17 protein-coding genes are annotated in these 21,451 nt (G+C 43.9%); all 17 read left to right on the top strand.

Features of this window, described 5'->3' with window-relative positions:
• Window positions 1-64: 64 nt before the first annotated feature.
• The 17 genes from dnaN (at window position 65) to ACKTR2_RS03305 (ending at window position 21,433) form a co-directional block, all read left to right on the top strand.
• On the top strand, window positions 65-1,204 hold the full coding sequence (gene dnaN, locus ACKTR2_RS03385; RefSeq protein WP_407882617.1) for a DNA polymerase III subunit beta: 1,140 nt from the start codon (window positions 65-67) through the stop codon (window positions 1,202-1,204).
• Window positions 1,205-1,466: 262 nt separating this feature from the next.
• Complete coding sequence (gene yaaA, locus ACKTR2_RS03380; protein WP_407882616.1) at window positions 1,467-1,715, top strand: S4 domain-containing protein YaaA; 249 nt, start codon at window positions 1,467-1,469, stop codon at window positions 1,713-1,715.
• Window positions 1,715-2,842 (top strand): DNA replication/repair protein RecF, encoded by a 1,128-nt coding sequence (gene recF / locus ACKTR2_RS03375; RefSeq protein ID WP_407882615.1) that lies wholly within the window; start codon window positions 1,715-1,717, stop codon window positions 2,840-2,842. The genes yaaA and recF overlap by 1 nt, the downstream gene beginning before the upstream one ends.
• A gap of 34 nt (window positions 2,843-2,876) precedes the next feature.
• A complete protein-coding gene (gene gyrB, locus ACKTR2_RS03370; RefSeq protein ID WP_407882614.1) occupies window positions 2,877-4,904 on the top strand; it encodes a DNA topoisomerase (ATP-hydrolyzing) subunit B in 2,028 nt (675 codons plus the stop codon).
• Between the two features lie 183 nt (window positions 4,905-5,087).
• Window positions 5,088-7,673 carry a DNA gyrase subunit A gene (gyrA, locus tag ACKTR2_RS03365; protein WP_407882613.1) on the top strand — a complete coding sequence of 862 codons (2,586 nt, stop codon included), beginning with the start codon at window positions 5,088-5,090 and terminating at the stop codon, window positions 7,671-7,673.
• A gap of 155 nt (window positions 7,674-7,828) precedes the next feature.
• Complete coding sequence (locus tag ACKTR2_RS03360) at window positions 7,829-8,158, top strand: heavy metal-binding domain-containing protein (protein WP_407882612.1); 330 nt, start codon at window positions 7,829-7,831, stop codon at window positions 8,156-8,158.
• A gap of 235 nt (window positions 8,159-8,393) precedes the next feature.
• Window positions 8,394-8,693, top strand: coding sequence for a 30S ribosomal protein S6 (gene rpsF / locus ACKTR2_RS03355; RefSeq protein WP_407882611.1), 300 nt, complete (start codon window positions 8,394-8,396; stop codon window positions 8,691-8,693).
• A gap of 39 nt (window positions 8,694-8,732) precedes the next feature.
• A complete protein-coding gene (gene ssb, locus ACKTR2_RS03350) occupies window positions 8,733-9,269 on the top strand; it encodes a single-stranded DNA-binding protein (protein ID WP_407882610.1) in 537 nt (178 codons plus the stop codon).
• Window positions 9,270-9,294: 25 nt separating this feature from the next.
• Complete coding sequence (gene rpsR / locus ACKTR2_RS03345) at window positions 9,295-9,537, top strand: 30S ribosomal protein S18 (protein ID WP_017262420.1); 243 nt, start codon at window positions 9,295-9,297, stop codon at window positions 9,535-9,537.
• A 225-nt stretch (window positions 9,538-9,762) separates the two neighbouring features.
• Entirely contained in the window at window positions 9,763-11,790 is a 2,028-nt protein-coding gene (locus ACKTR2_RS03340; RefSeq protein WP_407882609.1) for a DHH family phosphoesterase, read from the top strand.
• Between the two features lie 4 nt (window positions 11,791-11,794).
• Entirely contained in the window at window positions 11,795-12,247 is a 453-nt protein-coding gene (gene rplI, locus ACKTR2_RS03335; protein ID WP_407882608.1) for a 50S ribosomal protein L9, read from the top strand.
• Window positions 12,248-12,327: 80 nt separating this feature from the next.
• Complete coding sequence (gene dnaB / locus ACKTR2_RS03330) at window positions 12,328-13,710, top strand: replicative DNA helicase (protein WP_407882607.1); 1,383 nt, start codon at window positions 12,328-12,330, stop codon at window positions 13,708-13,710.
• Between the two features lie 77 nt (window positions 13,711-13,787).
• On the top strand, window positions 13,788-14,981 hold the full coding sequence (locus ACKTR2_RS03325) for an MDR family MFS transporter (protein ID WP_407882606.1): 1,194 nt from the start codon (window positions 13,788-13,790) through the stop codon (window positions 14,979-14,981).
• An 818-nt stretch (window positions 14,982-15,799) separates the two neighbouring features.
• Window positions 15,800-16,018: a hypothetical protein gene (locus ACKTR2_RS03320; RefSeq protein WP_407882605.1), complete on the top strand. Its 219-nt coding sequence runs from the start codon at window positions 15,800-15,802 to the stop codon at window positions 16,016-16,018.
• A 73-nt stretch (window positions 16,019-16,091) separates the two neighbouring features.
• Entirely contained in the window at window positions 16,092-16,427 is a 336-nt protein-coding gene (locus tag ACKTR2_RS03315) for a hypothetical protein (protein ID WP_407882604.1), read from the top strand.
• A gap of 167 nt (window positions 16,428-16,594) precedes the next feature.
• Entirely contained in the window at window positions 16,595-17,248 is a 654-nt protein-coding gene (locus tag ACKTR2_RS03310) for an MIP/aquaporin family protein (protein WP_407882603.1), read from the top strand.
• 405 nt (window positions 17,249-17,653) lie between these two features.
• Window positions 17,654-21,433 (top strand): lectin-like domain-containing protein, encoded by a 3,780-nt coding sequence (locus ACKTR2_RS03305; protein WP_407882602.1) that lies wholly within the window; start codon window positions 17,654-17,656, stop codon window positions 21,431-21,433.
• Window positions 21,434-21,451: the final 18 nt, after the last annotated feature.

The raw sequence follows: 21,451 nt of genomic DNA, 5'->3' as shown, positions 1-21,451 counted from the left end.
TTTATAATTAAATTAAGTAATGGGGCTTTGCCCCACATTTACATAACCATTTGGGGGCATTGAAATGAAATTTACAGTCAATCGACAACAGTTCATTAAAAAACTTAATGACGTTTCACGAGCCATTTCAACAAAGACGACAATTCCAATTCTTACCGGGTTAAAATTGGTCGTTACAGATCGTGAAATTATTTTTACCGGGTCAGATACTGACATTTCCATTGAAACCACGTTACGTGGTGATGACGATGCCACTGAATTGACCGTTGAAGAACCTGGCCAAATTGTATTATCAGCTCGCTTCTTTAGTGAAATTGTTAAACGGCTGCCCGAAGCAACGATGACCATCACTGTTAAAGAAGGGTTTCAGGCTAATATCACATCTGGCGCAGCGGCATTTACGATCAATGGTTTAGACGCCAATGGATATCCGCACTTACCAGAAATTGATGGTACAGATGAAGTTAACCTTGCCGGAGATGTCTTTCGAGATATCATTAATACCACGGTTATTGCCGTCTCTAATCAAGAAAGTCGTCCGATCTTAACCGGGGTTCACTTCACGCTTAACGGTGATCAGTTTATGGCAGTTGCCACTGATTCCCATCGGTTAAGTCAACGAAAAGTTACCTTACCAGAAGCTGCCGCTGAGACACATGACGTGATTATTCCTGGTAAATCGCTAGTTGAATTATCAAGAATGATTAACGAGGATAGCCAAGATGTTAAAATGCGTTTATCAGAGAACCAAGTGCTCTTTATGTTAGGTGACACGGCATTTTATTCTCGTTTGCTAGAGGGCAACTACCCTGATACCTCACGGTTGATTCCCAGTGAATCCGAGACGACAATGGAGATTCCCGCCCCTTCGCTACTATCAGCGATTGAGCGTGCCTCACTGCTGTCACATGAAAGTCGTAACAATGTCGTTAAGTTGACGTTGAAAGCGAATGAACATTTGGCCACAATTTTTGGTAATTCGCCTGACGTCGGGGCGGTTGAAGAAAACCTGTCAGTGGTCACGTTAGCCGGTAATGATTTGGAAATCTCATTTAACCCCGACTATTTAAAAGATGCGTTACGTTCATTTGGCCAATCACAAATTAAGCTGAGCTTTACGTCGGCTTTACGACCCTTTACATTGGTTCCAAGTGAAGACGGCGATAACTTCATCCAGCTCATCACACCTGTTCGTACGTTCTAACGTCAATCGAATAAGCTGATTGCTAAGCCTGCAAATCTTTGTGAGATTTGCAGGCTTTTTTTGTCACCGCTCTAATGGTGGTGATAAAGGATCATCGAGTTATTAACGCCAGAAATCGCTTCTGAGGGATTTTAGGGGATGAGTAGTATCGAGTATTTAAAAACCCTTAAAACGAACACTAGGCCGTTAAAAATGGTTTATCAATTGTTTTTCACTATTGAAACCGGTATAATAATGAGTATATGTAAGGATGGTGTTGATTGTGAAAAAAGAAGTGTTAATCAAGACAGCCTTCATTACTTTGGGACAATTATTGAAAGAGGAATCGGTTATTGATTCTGGCGGTCAGGCGAAGTGGTATCTCAAAGATCATGCGGTTGCTATTAACGGCGAACCAGATGATCGACGAGGACGAAAGTTATATCCTGGCGATTCAGTTGATGTCCCAGACGTAGGGCTATTTTTTATACGACAAAATCAAGCGAACGTAACTTCAGAAAAGGATGCGTAATGTACTTAGAAAGTTTGCATCTGAAGGATTTTCGTAATTATTCGACCCTCGATGTGGACTTTGATCAAGGAGTTAACATCTTGCTGGGTGAAAACGCACAAGGAAAGACGAACTTATTAGAGGCAATCTATGTCTTGGCATTGACGCGGTCTCATCGAACCGCTAACGATCGAGATTTAATTAGTTGGCAAGCTGACGAGGCATTGGTAGCTGGACGTGTCCGAAAAACCAATACGATCACGCCCTTAGAACTCACCTTTAGTAAAAAAGGGAAGAAAGCCAAGGTTAACCATCTTGAACAAGCACGATTATCGAGATACGTTGGTCAGCTTAATGTGATCTTATTTGCGCCAGAGGATCTAGAGTTAGTTAAGGGATCGCCTTCGGTTCGTCGGCATTTTATTGATCAAGAGTTTGGTCAGATGAGCCCCAAATATCTTTACAACGCGGGGCAATATCGAACCATCCTGCGTCAGCGAAACAATTATTTGCGGCAATTACAGCGTAAACAGGCAAAAGATTTGGTGTTTCTCGGCGTTTTAAGTGATCAGTTGGCAGCTTTTGGTGCCGAACTAGTCGTTGCGCGCTTGACGTTTCTCAAACAGTTGGAAAAGTGGGCGCAAGGCGTCCACGAGGTGATTTCTCAAGCACGTGAACAACTGACGTTTGACTACATTAACCAAATTAAGGCGGCACCTGGTGCCTCCGTTGAAAGTTTGTATCAGGCTTACCAAACGGCCTTTGAACGCCAGCAACAAAAGGAAATTGAACAGGGCACAACGCTGATCGGCCCCCATCGCGATGACTTACACTTTTTAGTGAATGGTAAAAATGTTCAAACATTTGGCTCCCAAGGACAGCAACGAACAACTGCGCTTTCTGTAAAGCTAGCTGAAATTGACTTGATGAAAGCGATCACTGGTGAGTATCCAGTTTTGTTATTAGACGATGTACTGAGCGAACTTGACGATGCCCGGCAAACGCATCTATTGCGGTCTATTCAAGACCGTGTGCAGACGTTTTTAACCACTACGTCACTTAGTGGGATTACGCGAAAACTAATTAATCCACCGACGGTCTTTAATGTCAGTGATGGGCGATTACAACAAGATTCAACAGAAGCTTGATTGAGTAGTTGGAAGAATGACAGGAGGAATGAACGTGGCTGAAGATAACGAACAGCAATTAACACAGGCGCAACGCGAGCAAGCTGAGCAGGCGGAAGCCGATCAGGCCTCAAAAGTTGCGTCAGGGGATGCTGCGACTCGAGAAGCAGAAGCTGGTCAGTATAATGCAGATCAGATTCAAGTTTTAGAAGGGCTCGAAGCCGTCCGTAAACGTCCTGGGATGTATATTGGGACAACCACGTCGCAAGGACTCCATCATTTGGTATGGGAAATTGTGGATAATGGTATCGATGAGGCATTAGCTGGTTTCGCAAATGAAATCAACGTGGTCGTGGAAAAAGATAATTCCATCACTGTCACAGACAATGGTCGGGGAATTCCAGTTGATATTCAAAAGAAGACTGGAAAGCCAGCCTTAGAGACTGTTTTCACGATCTTGCACGCCGGCGGTAAGTTCGGCGGTGGCGGTTATAAAGTTTCTGGTGGTTTGCACGGAGTTGGTGCCTCAGTGGTTAATGCACTGTCATCAGAACTTGATGTCCGGGTAATGCGGAACGGAAAAGTGTATTACATGGACTTTGCGACCGGCCGCGTCAAGACGCCAATGAAGGTGATCGGTGAGGCAGATCCCCATGCACATGGGACGATTGTGCACTTTAAACCAGATAACGATATTTTTCGAGAAACGACTACTTATGATATTAAAATTTTAACGACTCGTATTCGCGAACTGGCCTTTTTGAATAAAGGGTTGAAGATCACGATTGAAGACAAGCGGCCTGAAGAAGCTACGTTTGTAGCCTTTCACTATGAAGGTGGCATTAAACAGTATGTCGAGTATCTGGACAAAGGTAAAGACGTCTTATTTACTGACCCAGTCTATGTTGAAGGTACGCAGAAGGGCATTGTCGTCGAAGTCAGCTTGCAATATACCGATGATTTCCACAGCAACTTACTCACATTTACCAACAACATTCATACGTACGAAGGTGGTACTCACGAGACCGGATTTAAGTCGGCGTTGACTAGAGTAATTAACGACTACGGGCATAAGAGCGGGCAGCTAAAAGACAATGACGACCCCTTATCTGGTGATGATGTGCGTGAAGGATTAACCGCTGTTGTCTCAATTAAACATCCAGATCCACAATTTGAAGGGCAAACCAAGACCAAGCTTGGTAATTCAGATGCACGAACTGCGACGGATCATTTGTTTAGTGATACGTTTAGCCGATTTATGATGGAAAATCCTGATACGGCTAGGAAGATTGTCGACAAGGGAATTCTGGCTTCTAAGGCTCGGGTTGCGGCCAAACGTGCCCGTGAAGTAACACGGAAAAAATCGGGATTAGAGATCTCGAATTTACCTGGTAAATTAGCTGATAACACATCGAAGGATCCGGCAATCTCAGAATTGTTTATTGTCGAAGGGGATTCCGCCGGTGGTTCAGCTAAACAGGGGCGTTCACGGTTAACCCAGGCAATTTTGCCAATTCGTGGGAAAATCCTTAACGTTGAAAAAGCCAGTTTGGATCGGGTGTTGGCTAACGAGGAAATTCGGTCGCTGTTCACTGCATTAGGTACCGGATTTGGTGAAGATTTTGATATTTCTAAAGCGAACTATCATAAATTAATTATTATGACCGATGCCGATGTGGATGGCGCTCATATTCGTATTTTGTTATTAACTTTGTTCTATCGATTCATGCGACCAATGATTGATGCCGGCTACGTGTATATTGCTCAGCCACCGCTTTATCGAGTGGCACAGGGTAAAATGATGCGCTACATCGATTCAGACGAAGAATTGAACACGATTTTAGGCCAATTACCACCTTCGCCAAAGCCAACCATCCAACGGTACAAAGGGCTAGGTGAAATGGACGCTGAACAATTATGGGAAACGACAATGGATCCAGAAAAGCGTCGCTTACTGCGAGTTGATCCACAAGACGCCATTGAAGCCGACCAAATTTTCACGATGTTGATGGGTGACAAGGTCGCACCACGGCGCGAATTTATCGAAGCCAACGCGAAGTTTGTTGAAAATTTGGATGCTTAGATTCTGTTAGAGCTCAGCTTCAAGGCGCATTGTGTCACACTGAGATTGTTGTCGTGTTCCACAATGCTGAAGCCTGCGCCTAACCTAATCATCGCCATTGACCAAGAACGTCAATCCCGTTGATTTTGTTAGTGCTCGGCTTCAAAACGTATTGTGTCACACTGAGATTAAAGGAGTTGCAAAATGAGCGAAGATTTACCGAGTCGCATTACCGACGTCAATCTGTCGCAAACGATGCGGACATCGTTTCTAGATTACGCCATGTCCGTCATTGTGGCACGGGCGTTGCCAGATGTGCGTGATGGGATGAAGCCAGTTCATCGTCGAATTTTGTACGATATGCATGAACTGGGCAACACGCCAGATAAACCATACAAAAAATCTGCCAGAATTGTGGGAGACGTATTAGGTAAGTATCACCCTCATGGGGATAGTGCTGTGTATGAGTCAATGGTCCGCATGGCACAAGATTTCAGCTATCGCTACATGTTAGTTGATGGCCACGGAAACTTCGGGTCAGTTGATGGGGATAGCGCGGCGGCCATGCGTTATACCGAAGTTCGAATGAGCAAAATTGCGCTAGAAATGTTGCGGGACATTAATAAAGACACCATTGATTTTCAAGATAACTATGATGGCACAGAACGGGAACCAACTGTTTTGCCGGCTCGTTTTCCCAATTTGCTAGTGAATGGAACCTCCGGGATTGCCGTGGGGATGGCAACCAGTATTCCGCCGCATAACTTATCTGAAGTCATCAAGGGGATTCACATCCTGATGAATCATCCGGAAGCGACGACAGCTGACTTGATGGAAGCCATTCCGGGACCAGATTTTCCAACTGGCGCAATTGTCATGGGGAAAGCAGGCATTCGCAAGGCCTATGAAACAGGAAAAGGTTCCATCACTGTCCGTTCTAAAGTCGATATTGAAACAGCTAAGAACGGTAAAGAACGCATCATTGTGACGGAATTGCCGTATATGGTTAACAAGGCTCGTCTTATTGAACATATTGCTGAATTAGCCCGTGACAAACGAATTGAAGGAATCACCGATATCAATGACGAATCCGACCGTGAAGGATTACGAGTAGTGATCGATGTTCGCCGGGATATGTCGGCATCGGTGGTTTTAAATAACTTGTATAAGATGACGATGTTGCAAACGTCCTTTAGCTTTAATATGTTGGCGATTGAGGACGGAACGCCAAAAGTGTTGAGTTTAAAGCAAATTTTGGTTGATTATTTGCGTCATCAAGAAAGTGTGATCCGTCGGCGGACTGAATTTGATTTAAAACGTGCGCAAGCGCGGGCTCATATTTTGGAAGGCTTGCGGATTGCGTTAGATCACATTGATGCGATCATTTCGATCATTCGTAATTCTCAAACTGCCGATATTGCTAAAACGCAATTGATGGAGAACTACTCACTTTCCGATAAACAGGCACAAGCCATTTTGGATATGCGGTTGGTTCGGTTAACCGGTTTGGAACGGGGTAAAATTGAAGATGAATACAATGCCTTGATGAAAGACATTGCTGATTATCAGGATATTTTGGCTCATGAATCGCGGATTAATGAAATTATTTATCAGGAGTTATTAGAGGTTCAAAATAAATTTGGTGATGCACGACGGACTGAACTACAAGTTGGTGACATTTCGAGCATCGAAGATGAAGATCTTATTGAACAAGAAGACGTCATTGTCACTTTGACGCACAAAGGCTACATTAAGCGATTACCAACGACTGAATTTAAATCGCAGCATCGTGGTGGACGTGGCATTCAAGGCATGAATGTGCATGATGATGACTTTATTGAGCATTTAATTTCTACTTCAACCCATGACCGTTTATTGTTGTTTACCAACACGGGTAAAGTTTATACGATGAAGGGCTACGAAATTCCTGAATATGGTCGGACTGCCAAAGGAATTCCCGTGATCAATCTGTTAGGGATTGACGGTGGTGAACGCATTCAGGCAGTGATCAATGTCACTGGGGACCCGAGTGAAAGCAAGAATTATTTGTTCTTTACGACGGTTCACGGGGTGGTCAAACGGACAGCCGTAACAGAATTCAGCAATATTCGCAGTAACGGATTGAAGGCAATTACGTTACATGATGATGATGAAGTTATGAATGTGGCGATTACTGATGGTAGTCAGAACATAATTATTGGAACCCACGCAGGTTATGCGGTTTCATTTGCGGAAACAACAGTTCGTGATATGGGACGTTCGGCTGCCGGGGTGCGTGGGATTCGTCTACGTGATGATGACTATGTTGTTGGTGCTGATGTATTAAGCCCTGATAGTCACGTATTGGTTATCAGTGAAAAAGGTTATGGGAAACAAACCAAGGCCAGTGAGTACCCGATTAAGGGTCGCGGTGGTAAAGGGATTAAGACCGTTAATGTGACGGAAAAGAATGGTCCATTAGCTGGGCTAACGACCGTTGATGGCACTGAAGACATCATGCTTGTTACCGACAAGGGTGTCATGATTCGGTTTAACATTAATAGCGTGTCTGAAACTGGCCGGGCAACCTTAGGTGTTCATCTTATTCGGATTGACGAGGATGCCTCCGTTGCCACGATGGCAAAGGTAGAACCAGAGTTGGCTGAAGATGAAACTGATAAAGGTGCTACGGAAGATACGGAGAAGGAACCGTTAGCTGGCGATCAACCTGCCGGCGATGCTGATGCGCAGGTGAAGGAACTTTTGCAACGGGCAGAAAATGATGATTCCGATGATCCAGATGCTGAATAGCGTCTATTACTCATGTTTATCAAAAAAATGGTTTCAGTTTTAAACTGAGGCCGTTTTTTTATAGTTGAGATTAAAAATAGTATTAATTGCCTTTTATAAGTTGTTTGGGCGACAATGGGCTTACATTGAAATTTAGTTCAGATGGAGGTTAACAGATGAGTGAAGCGAAGGACCTATTGGTTGTGACCACAGAACACATTCCTGGACAAGAGTACGAAGTGATTGGAGAAGTCTTTGGCTTAACCAGTCAATCTAAAAACGTGGTTAAGAATATTGGTGCTGGATTAAAAAACATCGTTGGTGGTGAAATCAAAGCGTACACAGAACTGTTGACCGAAGCACGGGACACTGCAATTGGTCGATTGCGAGATAATGCTAAAGCGATGGGAGCCGATGCAGTCGTAATGATGCGCTTTGATTCGGATTCCATCAGTCAAGATATGGAAACCGTCGCCGCTTATGGAACGGCAGTCAAATTTAAATAGTGTTGAAAATTGCGCCTTGGTTGCAAGGCGTTTTTTTGTGACTTGGCATTTAAAAATAGAGAAGTCACGTATGTATAGTTGTGTGAACGAACTTCAGGTGCCTGGCAAAGGACCTTGTTATTAAAGCTTCATCATGCTATACTTTTAGCTTGTGAGCGTTCGTCTTAATTGATGAACGACGCCTTACCCACTGGAATACCAGCGGGTCAATAGACCATAAGGAGGTAGACAGTCGATGTTAGCAACTAAGTATGAAATTACTTACATCATTCGTCCGGATTTAGACAGCGAAGCTAAGCAAGCCTTAGTGGACCGTTTTGACAAAATCTTGACGGATAACGGTGCCCAAATTGCTGATTCAAAGGACTGGTCAACTCGGCGCTTTGCGTACGAAATCGGAGGCTTCAACGAAGGAACTTACCACGTTGTTAACCTGACCACTGACCAAGCCGAAGCTTTAAACGAATTTGATCGTTTGGCTAAGATCAACGATGGCATTTTACGTCACATGATTGTTAAACGTGACGCTGAATAATCAGTAAAACTCAACTTTTACAGAGAGGAGCACTTCACTATGATCAATCGCGCAGTTCTCACTGGTCGTTTGACTAGGGATCCTGAAGTTCGTTACACACAATCAGGTGCTGCTGTCGCTACCTTTACATTGGCTGTGGACCGTCAGTTCACTAACCAACAGGGGCAACGTGAAGCAGATTTCATTAACTGTGTTATTTGGCGAAAATCTGCAGAAAATTTTGCTAATTTTACGCATAAAGGATCTTTGGTGGGGATCGAAGGTCGGATTCAAACCCGGAATTACGAAAACCAACAAGGCCAGCGCGTGTACGTCACAGAAGTGGTCGTTGAAAACTTTGCGTTACTTGAATCGCGTTCACAAACTGAGCAGCGAACAAGCAACACGAATAACAATGACAACTTTGCCAACAACGCTCCTCAAGCGGGAAGTGCCAATCCGTTCGGGAATAATGGTGGGGATAATGGGAGCAGCGTTAGCAATGCGCCAACCAGCAATCAACCTGCCCAACCTGTCGATCCTTTTGCTAGTAATGGTGAAAGTATCGATATCTCGGACGATGACCTTCCATTCTAATTTTAATCGTTAGGAGGATTAGATAATGGCAGATCAACGTCGTCGTGGTGGTAATCGTCGTCGCCGTAAGGTAGACTTTATCGCTGCAAACCACATCGAATACATCGATTACAAAGACACTGAATTATTGCAACGCTTCATCTCAGAACGAGGCAAGATTTTACCTCGTCGAGTAACCGGAACGTCCGCTAAGAACCAACGTCGTTTGACGGTGGCAATTAAGCGTTCACGGATCATGGGCTTGCTTCCATTCGTGGCAGAAGACTAATTGAACGTATTGAAAAAGCAGTCCATGATGGGCTGCTTTTTTGGTGTGTTCTGTTTAACTGATTTTTGTACTATGGTGACACCGCTAGCTAGTTTCAATCAAAGGAAAAACGCGCGTCAGCAATAATCTCAGCTTTGCTGACGCGCTAGTTTTTGTGTTTCAAGTTATCACAGGCTAGGTGTGATAAACTACTATCAGTAGGCTATACAGAAAGGACCAGACGTTATGCGGCAATTATTTGCAAAACTTCATCTACCTGTCTTTATGCAAAATACACGGTTACGCTGGGTAGCTGGATATGGTTTCGCATTAGGCCTGTTAAGTGTGATTATCGCGTTCATGCTTAATTGGATTTTTGGCTTGGTCATGCTGCTAATCGTGCTCGTCTTGCTAGTCCTAGTTTTTAATACGCTTCAGGAAATCAGTATTGATACTCAAGAATTCATCGCAGATTTGTCTTATCGCATCAAACGTGGTGAGCAAGAAGCGTTAATCGAGATGCCAATGGGAATCTTGATTTTTAATGAGCATCAGCGAATTTCTTGGATTAATCCTTATTTACAAACTTATTTTGGTGAAATTGACGTATTAGGCAAGACAATTGCGGAAGTGAGTGGTCAGTTAGCAGAGGCCATTGAGGCACATGAAAAAGATGGTGAATACACAACCATCACGTGGGCTGATAAACAATTTTATCTGCTCGTTCAACCAGAACTAAATGTCGTTTATCTAATGGATGTTAGCCATTATGCCCAGATTGAACGAGATTACCATGATGAACAATTAGTTTTAGGTATGATTTCGCTAGACAATTACGATGAAGTTACTCAAAGTATGAATGACTCAGATGTGTCCACGCTTAGAAACTATGTGACCAGCACGCTAACGGATTGGACGTTAGCGTTCAATATGTATTTACGTCGATTGAGTTCAGATCGTTATTTAATTTTGGGGCACTTAAGTGATTTAGAGCAATTAGAGACGGATAAATTTAAAATACTTGATACGATTCGTGAAACGACCTCTAAACAAAATTACCCGCTAACATTATCATTGGGAATTGCTTATGGTCAAAAGGACTTGAATCGTTTGGCCACCCTATCGCAAAGCAACCTGGATTTGGCGCTTGGTCGTGGTGGTGATCAAGTAGTCGTTAAAGCGGAAGATGCCGAGGCGCGCTTTTATGGCGGTAAAACCAACCCAATGGAAAAACGGACCCGGGTACGTGCTCGAATGATCTCACAGGCCTTACAAGAACTTTTCAGTCAGTCTGATCAGATCTTTGTCGCTGGTCACCAGTCACCCGATATGGACTCATTAGGCGCTTGTTTAGGTATTCGAAGAATTGCGCAAATGAATGGGAAAAAATGTTGGATTATTCTTGATGAAGCGCAACAAACGCATTCTGATATTCAGCGACTGTTAACCGTTATTGAAAAGGATTCAGAAATTCAAGATGCCATTATTACACCGGTCGACGCTGCCAACCGCGCAACGGACCAAAGTTTGCTGATTATGGTCGATCACTCAAAGCCATCCCTTTCAATGGGAAGTAGCATTTATGAGCCCCTCCAGAATCGGACCGTGATTATTGACCATCATCGACGGGGCGAAGAATTTCCGGAGAATCCATTGCTAGTTTATATTGAACCCTATGCAAGTTCTACTTGTGAACTGATTACTGAAATGTTAGAGTATCAGCCACAAGAAGCTAATTCTATCAATCGGATTGAAGCAACGGCAATGCTTTCTGGGATCGAAATCGACACCAAGCACTTCACAGACCATACAGGGACACGGACATTTGACGCAGCTAGCTATTTACGGTCTGCAGGCGCTGATGCGGAATTGATTGCTCAATTCAATAAAGAAAATCCCGACAGTTACATGGAACGGAATCACTTAATCAGTCGGGTTGAGTTGATCAACGATAACATGGCGCTGATTGCTGGTGAAGATAGCCGCCCGTACGACTCGGTGACCGCCGCGCAGGCAGCGGATTCGTTATTGAGTATGTCGGGAATTGATGCGTCTTTTGTCATTACACAACGAAGTGATGGTCGGGTTGGTGTGTCCGCTCGATCAACGGGCGAAGTGAACGTGCAAGTCATTATGGAACAAATGGGTGGTGGCGGACATTTGCAAAATGCTGCGACTCAAATTGAAAAGCAAAGTGTTAGTGACGTTCGGCAGACACTGGTTGACTTGTTAATTAATCAAACGGACGACAATCCTACTGAAGCAAAGGAGTAAGACAATGAAAGTTATTTTTACTGAAGATGTACGTGGACGAGGCAAGCGTGGCGAAGTGAAAGATGTTCCGGATGGCTATGCTCAGAACTTTTTGATTAAATCTGGTAAAGCCAAAGCTGCAACAGCGGCTGCTTTAAGTCAGCTAAAAGGACAACAACGAGCAGAAGCGCGGGAAGAGGCGACTGAACTGGCTAACGCACAGGCACTGAAATCGCAGTTGGAAGCAGATGAAACGGTTGTGGAAATCAAGGCTAAGGCTGGTGCTGACAGTCGGCTGTTTGGTTCCATTCCATCTAAACAGATTGCGCAAGAGTTGAACCAACAATTTCAGATAAAATTGGATAAACATAAGATTGAACTACCAGAACCAATTCGAGTCCTTGGGTACACAAATGTCCCAGTTAAGTTGCACAGCCAAGTAACGGCTAAGATTCGAGTTCACGTCGTATCTCAATAATGGCGCAATCTTGACCGTACTATTTCCTAGGAAATAGTACGGTCATTGTCTTAAAATCGTGTTATTAAACCGGAGAAAGCATGGATAATGTAGATTTGCGGGAACAAACCCCGCCACAAAATATTGAAGCTGAACAGGCTGTTTTAGGAGCGGTATTTTTAAGCAATGATGCCTATTCAGAAGCAGCCGAGTATTTACAACCGGAAGATTTTTATCGACGCGCCCATCAGATTATTTTCCAAACCATGGTGGATTTAAATAATAGCAACACTGTCGTGGATGCCGTTACTGTCAACGAGGCCTTGACTGCTAATGGACAGTTGGATGATGTCGGGGGCGTTGCGTATATTGCGGAATTGGCCCAGGCAGTACCTACCGCGGCTAATGTGGGATATTATGCGCAAATTGTTCGCGAAAAGGCAGTATTACGACGTCTAATCAAAACCGCCACGGATATCGTGACGCATTCCTATAACGAAGACGACGATGTTGCCACATTATTAGAAAATGCTGAATCTGAGATCATGAAAGTGTCAGATGATCGCACGAGTGGTGGCTTTAAACCGATTGCCGAAGTTTTGAATCAAGCTATGAACACTGTCAATGAATTAGCGAAACACGGTGATGAAATTACCGGTTTAGCTACCGGTTTTCATGAGTTAGATAAAATGACAACGGGATTCCATGACGATGAATTAATTATTTTGGCGGCTAGGCCGGGGGTTGGTAAGACGGCCTTTGTGTTGAATATTGCTGAAAACGTCGCGACAAAAACTAATAAAACCGTCGCGTTGTTTAGCCTAGAAATGGGTGCCGAGTCCCTAGTGAACCGAATGTTGTGTTCGGAAGGCAGTATTGACGCTAATCATTTGCGAACTGGTCAATTGACTGATGATGAGTGGCAAAATTTGGTGGTTGCCATGGGGGCATTATCCAAGACGAGTGTGTTTATTGATGATACGCCAGGGAACCGGATGGCCGAAATTAGTGCTAAATGTCGACGATTAGCAAAGGAGCATGATCTTGGGCTAATTGTCATTGATTATTTACAACTAATTGAAGGGGGAAATAAAGAAAACCGGCAACAAGAAGTTTCTGAAATTTCCCGACAGTTGAAAAAATTAGCTAAAGAACTTAGTGTCCCTGTCATCGCATTATCACAATTATCACGTGGCTTGGAACAACGTCAAGATAAACGCCCCGTTTTATCTGATATTCGTGAGTCAGGCTCAATCGAACAAGATGCCGATATTGTCGCCTTTTTATACCGGGATGACTATTATCAGCGTGACAATGATGACGAAGATAGTAATAGCGATCCTCGGGATGATGAAGACCAGAATGTTGGTGAGGTTGAAGTTATCATTGAAAAGAACCGTTCTGGCGCGCGGGGAACGGTTAAGCTATTGTTTGTGAAGTCATATAATAAATTTTCTAATATTGCCTATAATGCACCTGGTTAATATCGCCACAAAGTGATTTTAGCCAGTGAGCTGTAAGTTGCATATTTCCAGGGAAATAATCGGGGAGGAGGGGACCTATGCAAACAAAGACAAACGGTAAAGAAATTAAACTACCGTGGTTACTAGTTGCCGGTTTATTGAATAATATGGGGCAGAGTTTCATCTGGCCCTTAACGACGATTTATATTCACGATGCACTCCATGAGTCATTGACAATGGTCGGAATTGTCTTATTACTGAATTCAACGGCTAGTATCATCGGCGCCTATTTAGGTGGTTGGCTTTTTGATCGAGTAAATGCCTATCGATTAACCTTGGTTGTCACCGTATATGAATTTTTAGCTACTCTCTTTTTAATTTTTTGGCACGGGTGGCCGGCCTTTCCAATCGGGTTAGTCTTTATGGGATTTGGTAGCGGTCTCTTAATTACCCTGATTAATTCTTTAGGCACCACGATTAAAAGTCGTGATGGCCGCTATGTCTTTAACATGATTTACTTCATGCAGAATCTAGGAACGGTTTTTGGTACGATGATGGTGGGCTTTGTTTACCAGCATGGTGTACAGTACCTTTTCATGATCACGGCAGCAATGTATTTTTTATATTTCTTCATTGTGCTACTTCAATTCAATGTACCGACAATCAGTCATCATGCGCAACACCGTGATCAGCCACAGTCGTCAGTTAAGCTGCCTAGACCGAATCTAATTGTGATCTGGACATTGTTTATCTCGTTAATCGTGATTTGGATCATGTATGAACAATGGGTATCTAATATGGCCGTTTACATGACCGATCAAGGGATCCCTTTGACGAAGTATAGTTTTCTATGGACGATCAACGCTGCGCTCATTTTAGTTTTCCAGATGGGGGTAAATATCCTTGGGGACCGAATTCGCAATCCATACTATCAAATCATTCCAGGGATTGCGGCAGTAGTTGTTTCATTTATTATTTTGCTTTTTGTTAAACAGTATGGTGGTTTTATCTTGGCAATGGCGGTATTAACTTTGGGTGAAGCAACGGCATTCCCAGCTATTCCAGCTTTAGTAAATCAGTTAACGCCTTTGGCAGTAAAAGGGAAGTATCAAGGATCAGTCAATGCAGCTGCATCCGCAGGGCGAGCGTTAGGTCCATTATTAGGTGGTATTTTAATCGATGCGACGTCTTATAAATTCATGTTTGGATTTGCGGCAGTTGCAGTGGTAGTGATTTTAGGCCTAGTAATTATTGTTCGGCGGACGTTTTATGCCAAAACGGTTAGGTATTAATGTTTCACATGAAACAATACGTCAGGTTGAAATTAGCATCCCCAACCATGAGTGATAGCCCAGTAAAACGACATTTAAATTAAAGACCCTTATTTCCAAGATATGATGACTTGTTTGGAAATAAGGGTCTTGTTATTTTCGGTTAAATTTCACACGAGGCAGCCAAGTTATATCATCGATTTGTTCATAAGACATCACTTCAAAAATAACTATGTTGTTGATGAGAATGTCTATCGAAGGAAAAGTAGTGGTTAGTCCTTTTTGACCAGCGGTTGAGCTGAGATCAAATGGAAGCAGTAGAAGCTTTGCGTCAGGAACGGTTGCTGAAATTGATCCACTGGCCGTTACTACATTAGCTTCATTACGATCATTGATTAGGTACTTTTTAGCAACCGTCTTAGTCTGAATAAAAATTCCTTGGCGACTGTGAGCCAAAGAACGAGACCAAAAAGCGAAATGTAACCACAAAAAAACTGACCTAGGATCGGGGAATCCTAGGTCAGTCATCATTCTAGAGAGAGTCTTAACATATCTGGGGGGAGATACATTATGCGAAGGAGCGAGGGGTATCAACTCCTTCGATGCTTATAATATACCGATGTAACCTAAAGTGAAGCTTAAAAAGAAGTTACAAAAAATTTGCGTTGGTGAATCATGAGGAGCTAGTTCATTGATATGACTTGGATTTAGCGCAGAAAAGGGCCGTTAAAAACAATAAAAAATTTTTTAAAACAATCTGGGAGCACTGAGAACACCCTTTTTTACATTAGTCAGTTATAATAACAATCGTTAACAATGAATGACAGGAGGAAATAACAATGAATTTATCAGCAACAGATTACGATATTTTATCCGCCATTGCCGATGGGCGTGTTGAACCAGGGACACCGGTTACTCATTTCGTCGATTACTGTGATAACGCGATTGGGGGTAATCCGCGGCCATTGATTGCGGATGGTTACATTGACGCATCCGATAATGCTGTAACGGGATTGACCGATAAAGGTAAACAAGCGCTAGCTGAGCATCAAGCCTAGTTTTTGAATGAGGTCGTGTGATCCGTGGAATTGTGTCATAATGGATGACATTAATTAAAAAGGACGGGATTCCATGAATCAGCAATGGCGTGATGAAGCAACCACAGCGGTTAGAGGCCTTCTCCTATGGGCCAGTCTCATTAATATCTTTGTCGGCGTGGTTTTAGCTTGGACAATGTTAAATAATGGCGCACCGTTTTGGCTTTATATGTTATTTTTAATACCAGCTGTGGTGGGGGTCTGGCAATACACTCAAGTGGGCCGGTTGAGCGATCATTGGCTAATTAATGCGCGGATGTTTTATAGTCAGGCAATTATCAGTTTTGTACTTGCCTCATGGCTTTCCAGCATTTTCTTATGGCTCGCTGGTCGCCGAGTGACTTTGATTGCCAACAACCATCAATCATAAATTTAAAACTAAGGGTCTCCGGAAATCTGGAGGCTTGTTTTTGTTGGCTTAATCGTCGCCATGATGAATTGCTTCAATTAAAATTGAAAATTGTTGAGAGCGGGTAAAGTAGTGTATGATAAAGGACGATTAAAATTTTATTGAGCAATTTTTTGGAGGACACACGGATGAGAAAGTATTTCGCCGAATTTATCGGAACTTTTATGCTCGTCTTTATTGGGACTGGTGCGGTGACAATCGCAAAGGGTGGTACATTAACCATTGGACTGGCTTTTGGCTTAGCTATTACAATGATGGCTTACGCAGTCGGTGGCGTTTCTGGTGGTCACTTTAATCCTGCGGTTTCAATCGCCATGTTCATTAACGGGCGGTTATCCGGCACAGATACCTTGTTTTACATTGTTTCACAATTTTTAGGAGCAACTGTGGCTTCCAGTGTGATTGCTTTTATGGAACACGCACTAAAATTATCTAAAGCGGTTGGCTTTGGGCAAACAGATTTCCCCAATATTTCAGCTGGGGCAGCATTTTTGACGGAAGCTATCATTACATTCTTATTCGTCTTTGTTATTTTGATGGTGACGAGTGACGAATATGGTAATGGCCAAATGGCACCATTAGCGATTGGGTTAACTCTCGGATTCTTAATCATCGTCGTGTTGAACTTAACGGGTGGCTCATTAAACCCAGCGCGGAGTTTTGGACCAGCTATTTTTGCTGGTGGTTCTGCTTTGGCTCATTACTGGGTCTACTTAACCGCCCCGGTTGTTGGAGCTGTGATTGCCGCCTTTGTTGGTCGTTTGATGGGTAGTGAAGATTAATTAGTGTTTTTGAATCAACAAATAGCCAGTTTGGGATTAACCCAGACTGGTTTTTTTGTTCAAATTGTTTGTCGATATTCGATAGAGAATTTGAAGATGAACTAACTATTGAGTATCAGGCATGTATAAATGAATAGGGTCATTTTAACCGCAATGTTAATGGCGTGATTTATTGATCTATCAAGTACTGTCCCAATAATGAATAATTTATTTAACGCCTTATTGGGCGATATTATGTGCGAACCAAATTTTTATGAAAAATTGGTTCGTTTTTTTCTTGAAAAGTTGACTAGCTTAGCATTATCAGTAGGTTTACAAACAATTATATGAGTTATACTATTATACTAAATGTTTAATTTGGAAAAATGTTGACACAAGCGTTGCTTTTTGGGAGCCGAGGGAGTTATGAAAGAAAGTCAATTGGGGCGTGTAAACACCGCACAAAAAACCCACTATAAAATGTATAAAGCCGGCAAACAATGGCTGTTTGCGGGCTTAACTTTGCTATTCTTTGGTGTCGCTGAGGGCTTCACTACACAGACTGCAGCCGCTGATACTGGTACAGATCAGATAACACTGACTGACGATTCAATGGCGGCAACCAGTTCAGTTGCCAGTCAAGGCAGTGTCGTGCTGTCGAGCACGAGTGCTGCTAGTGAACCGGCAACAGATAATAAGCAAGCTGATTCGCTGGTTGCAGCCAGTGAAGCACAGGTTGATGACACCTCAGCCTTGCAATCACCTCAGCTAACATCACGGGCTAGTCTGACTGATTTAGCAGACGTACCGACTGATACACCTGCACCACAACCAGTTGATTTTCAAGCAGCGATTATTAATCCGGCCACGCTAACATCACGGGCAACGTTAGCTGTTGATTCGCAGACGACACCTATTAGTCCCACACTGGTTTTGCCAACTGGAGCGACTTCCAGTACCGCTGTTGATGGTGTGTTAACGGTCAATTTACCAACTGATACACCTAGTTCAGCTGTGCAAACGGTTAAGGCTGAATTAGCTGCTTTAAATCAACCGGTTGCAATTACGCAAACAGCAGCAGCTTCGACGATCGCAACTTTAAGCAACGGGATGGAAATCGGCACGACAGTCGGTAACGTGACGGCCGCAAACGCGTCAACCCAGTTTACTGGCAATGGGACCAGTGTGCAGTTCGATGGCAGCGGGACAGTTCAACTAACGGCGGATACAGGTAACCAAGTTGGGCATGCTAATTTAAATAATGTGGTGGATTTGACCAAAAATTTCACCTTAACTGGGGCCATTGAAGTTGGTAAAAGTGGTGGTGCTGACGGAATTTCGTTAGTTCTTGTTCAAGCACCAGAAAATCCTAGTGATACCCATGATGCGCAAGCTGGGGGAGGGTTAGGGATCGCTGGTTTGCCGAACGCGCTAGGTTTTACCTTTGATCCGTGGGGGAATTCAGGTGTACCAACGTTGACCAATGGGCTGTATGGTGATCCAACAACGCCATATGTCGGGTGGCGGACAACTGACAGTACTGGGTTAATTAATAACTACTCAGCAATTCCAGGTAGCTGGTTTACCCCAAATACACCGATGGTTTCAGCTAGTTCAAACACTTGGGAACCAATGGATGCGAAAATTCTGGATACTGGTTTTCATAACTTCACTTTAACTTATTCCTATGATGCTTCAACTGGAATGGGAACCTTTGCTATGTCCATTCCTGACAATGGTGAAAATACACAATTAAGTAAAACAATTAAAATCGATCCAGCATTAGCCGACTATACGATGTCCTTCGCGGCTTCAACTGGAGGTTCCTCAAATCAACAAGGTGCACGTGTGACGTCGTTTGAATACACTAAAGGAACTTCACAAGTAACCCTTAACATTCAAACGCCAAATGGAACGTCAGCACCATTGACTGTGACAGCTAACATCGGGGATACGATTCATATTTACCCCGATCAAAAATCAGCTCAAGCAGCGATTGATATGGGGATGGATCCCGCCACAGTGGTGGTGTGGGATAACAGTGTTGGGTATGGTTTGAAGGCGCCATTTAATTATGTAGTTAAGAACAATCTGACTCAGACAACGAACGTAATTGAGACTGCATCAGTTGTATCGACACTCATTCAATATGTCGATGCTGATGGACAAGTTATTTTACCGAGTCGAACGATTTCTGGGGTAGCAGGAGCAGCCATTGATCTATCAGCAGTTGAGCCCAGTGCTGAGGTGACGAGTACCATAAATGGCGGCCAATATTTATTAACAACCTCGCCAGCATTGAATGAGAAATTTTCGAATAATCAAACACTGACCTACACCTTTACATCTGATCCAACGCCAACTGTGACGGCAGCGGAATCGGAAGTTAATTCGTACCAAGGGTTAACTAGCACGGCGTTATCCAATGCAGAATCGGCTCTATCGGCAGCTAGTTATGCGGCATCAGTCTCGCCCGATGATTCGGCAGTCGCAGCTCAATATTCGGCTACCCAATCGTATTACATGGCCGTGACGAACCAAGGATCGGCAGCGGTTAGTGCACAAGTTATATTGGATTCAGTTAATGCGCAAGTTGCAAATGTGATTACTACAGCGAATTCGGCTAATAACTTAGCGACCAGTTTAGAACAAACCTATCTGGAGGAATTGGCAGATGCCGCAGCCGCCACAGCAGCCGCCAACTCGGCTAATTCACTCTATGCTTTTGAAAGCAGTACCTTTAAATTAGATTCAAATGTCAATTATTACTCACAAATGGCCGCCAGTGATACGGCAAAAGCAGCAAGTGCAACAACTGCCGCCACCTCAGCAACGCAGGTTTACAATAGTGCTTTATTAGCAGCACAAACTGCAATTAATAATGCGGCTAGTGTGGCTAACAGCGCCGCCGCTGCTGCTCAAGAGCTTACTTTAGCTACCAGCCAAACTGCTTTTCAGACGACTTCAACGGCCTCACAAGCGATCGTTGTTGCGGACAAAGCCACTTCGATTGCGGCCTCAAATGTAGCGTCGACGGCGAAAAAGGTGGTTGATTCTGTTCAATCAATGGCACTTTCAGCTGCTATGACCGCAATTGAAGCTAATTTAACTGCCAGTCAGGCAATGTCATTGGCTAGTGCTGACCAAGCCAATAACGATGTGCAGACAGGTGCAACTGCGACCTCGACAACCGCTAATGCCGGAAATGTGGCCGCCCAATCCGCGACCAATGATGCGAATCAAGCTTTGCAGTATGCGTCCTTAGCTGCGAGTGCCGCTTCAGCCAATGATGTTAGTGGCGCATACTCTTATGCCATGCAAGCTTCCAGTTTGGCGGCACAGGCAACTTCTGAAGCAGCGGTGACGCACAGTGCGGCGTCAATCGTTACTTCTTCAACAAAACAAGTGGCCAGTCAGGTTACAGTTGACAGTCAGGTTTCTTCACAACTAGCCAGTCAAGCGCAAAGCGTGGCTTCAACAGCGGTAACTAATGCGGCTACCGCTAGTGGCGCGGCTGACTCAGCAGTAACCAACGCCAATGAGGCCTCAGCTACTGGGCGGACTGATTTGGCGAACAGTGGTGTTGTTAGTGCGGCCAGTTTAGCCCAGTCGGCTGCCAGTGGTGCGATATCTGCCTCTTCATTGGCCAGTTATGAAGCCAAGCAAGCGACCTCCTTTGCTAGTGCATCGAGTAACTATGCAAGTACAGCCAGCGACTTTGCTAGTCGAGCTTCGCTAGCAGCGGCGTCAAACAATGCTAGTTTGGCTAGCGAATTCGCATTATCGGCTGCCAGTGCCCAAACGGCTGCTTTTTCGGCAGCGATGGTAGCGACAAGTTTATTCGGTGTGGCGCAAAGTGCTAATAATTACGTTCAAAGTGCGGTGGCATCTGATAGTGCGGCAGCCAGTTCAGCAGCGACGGCTACCAGCCTGGCCGCTAAACAAGCTAGTCAGGATGTCATCACGATTCAAAGTTATGGTGATCACAATACATCTTTAAGTAATAAAGCCGCGTCTTTAGCTAAATTAGATCCAAATAATGTGAAAATTCAAACGCAGGCAGCGTCAGCAACAGTCGTTATTTCTGAAAATGCCTCCTTGCAAGCTGTTGCTAGCGCCCAAACATTGAGTGCTAATCAGCTGTATGTTGCAGCTGCCTCAGCTGCGGGTTTAAATCAAGCAGAATCGGCTCAAGGAATATATTAAAGTGCAGCAAATGCTCAA

This window comes from Furfurilactobacillus curtus, assembly GCF_045862785.1.
GTDB classification, from domain to species: Bacteria; Bacillota; Bacilli; order Lactobacillales; family Lactobacillaceae; genus Furfurilactobacillus; species Furfurilactobacillus curtus.
This window is presented reverse-complemented; position numbering and strand designations above follow the sequence as displayed.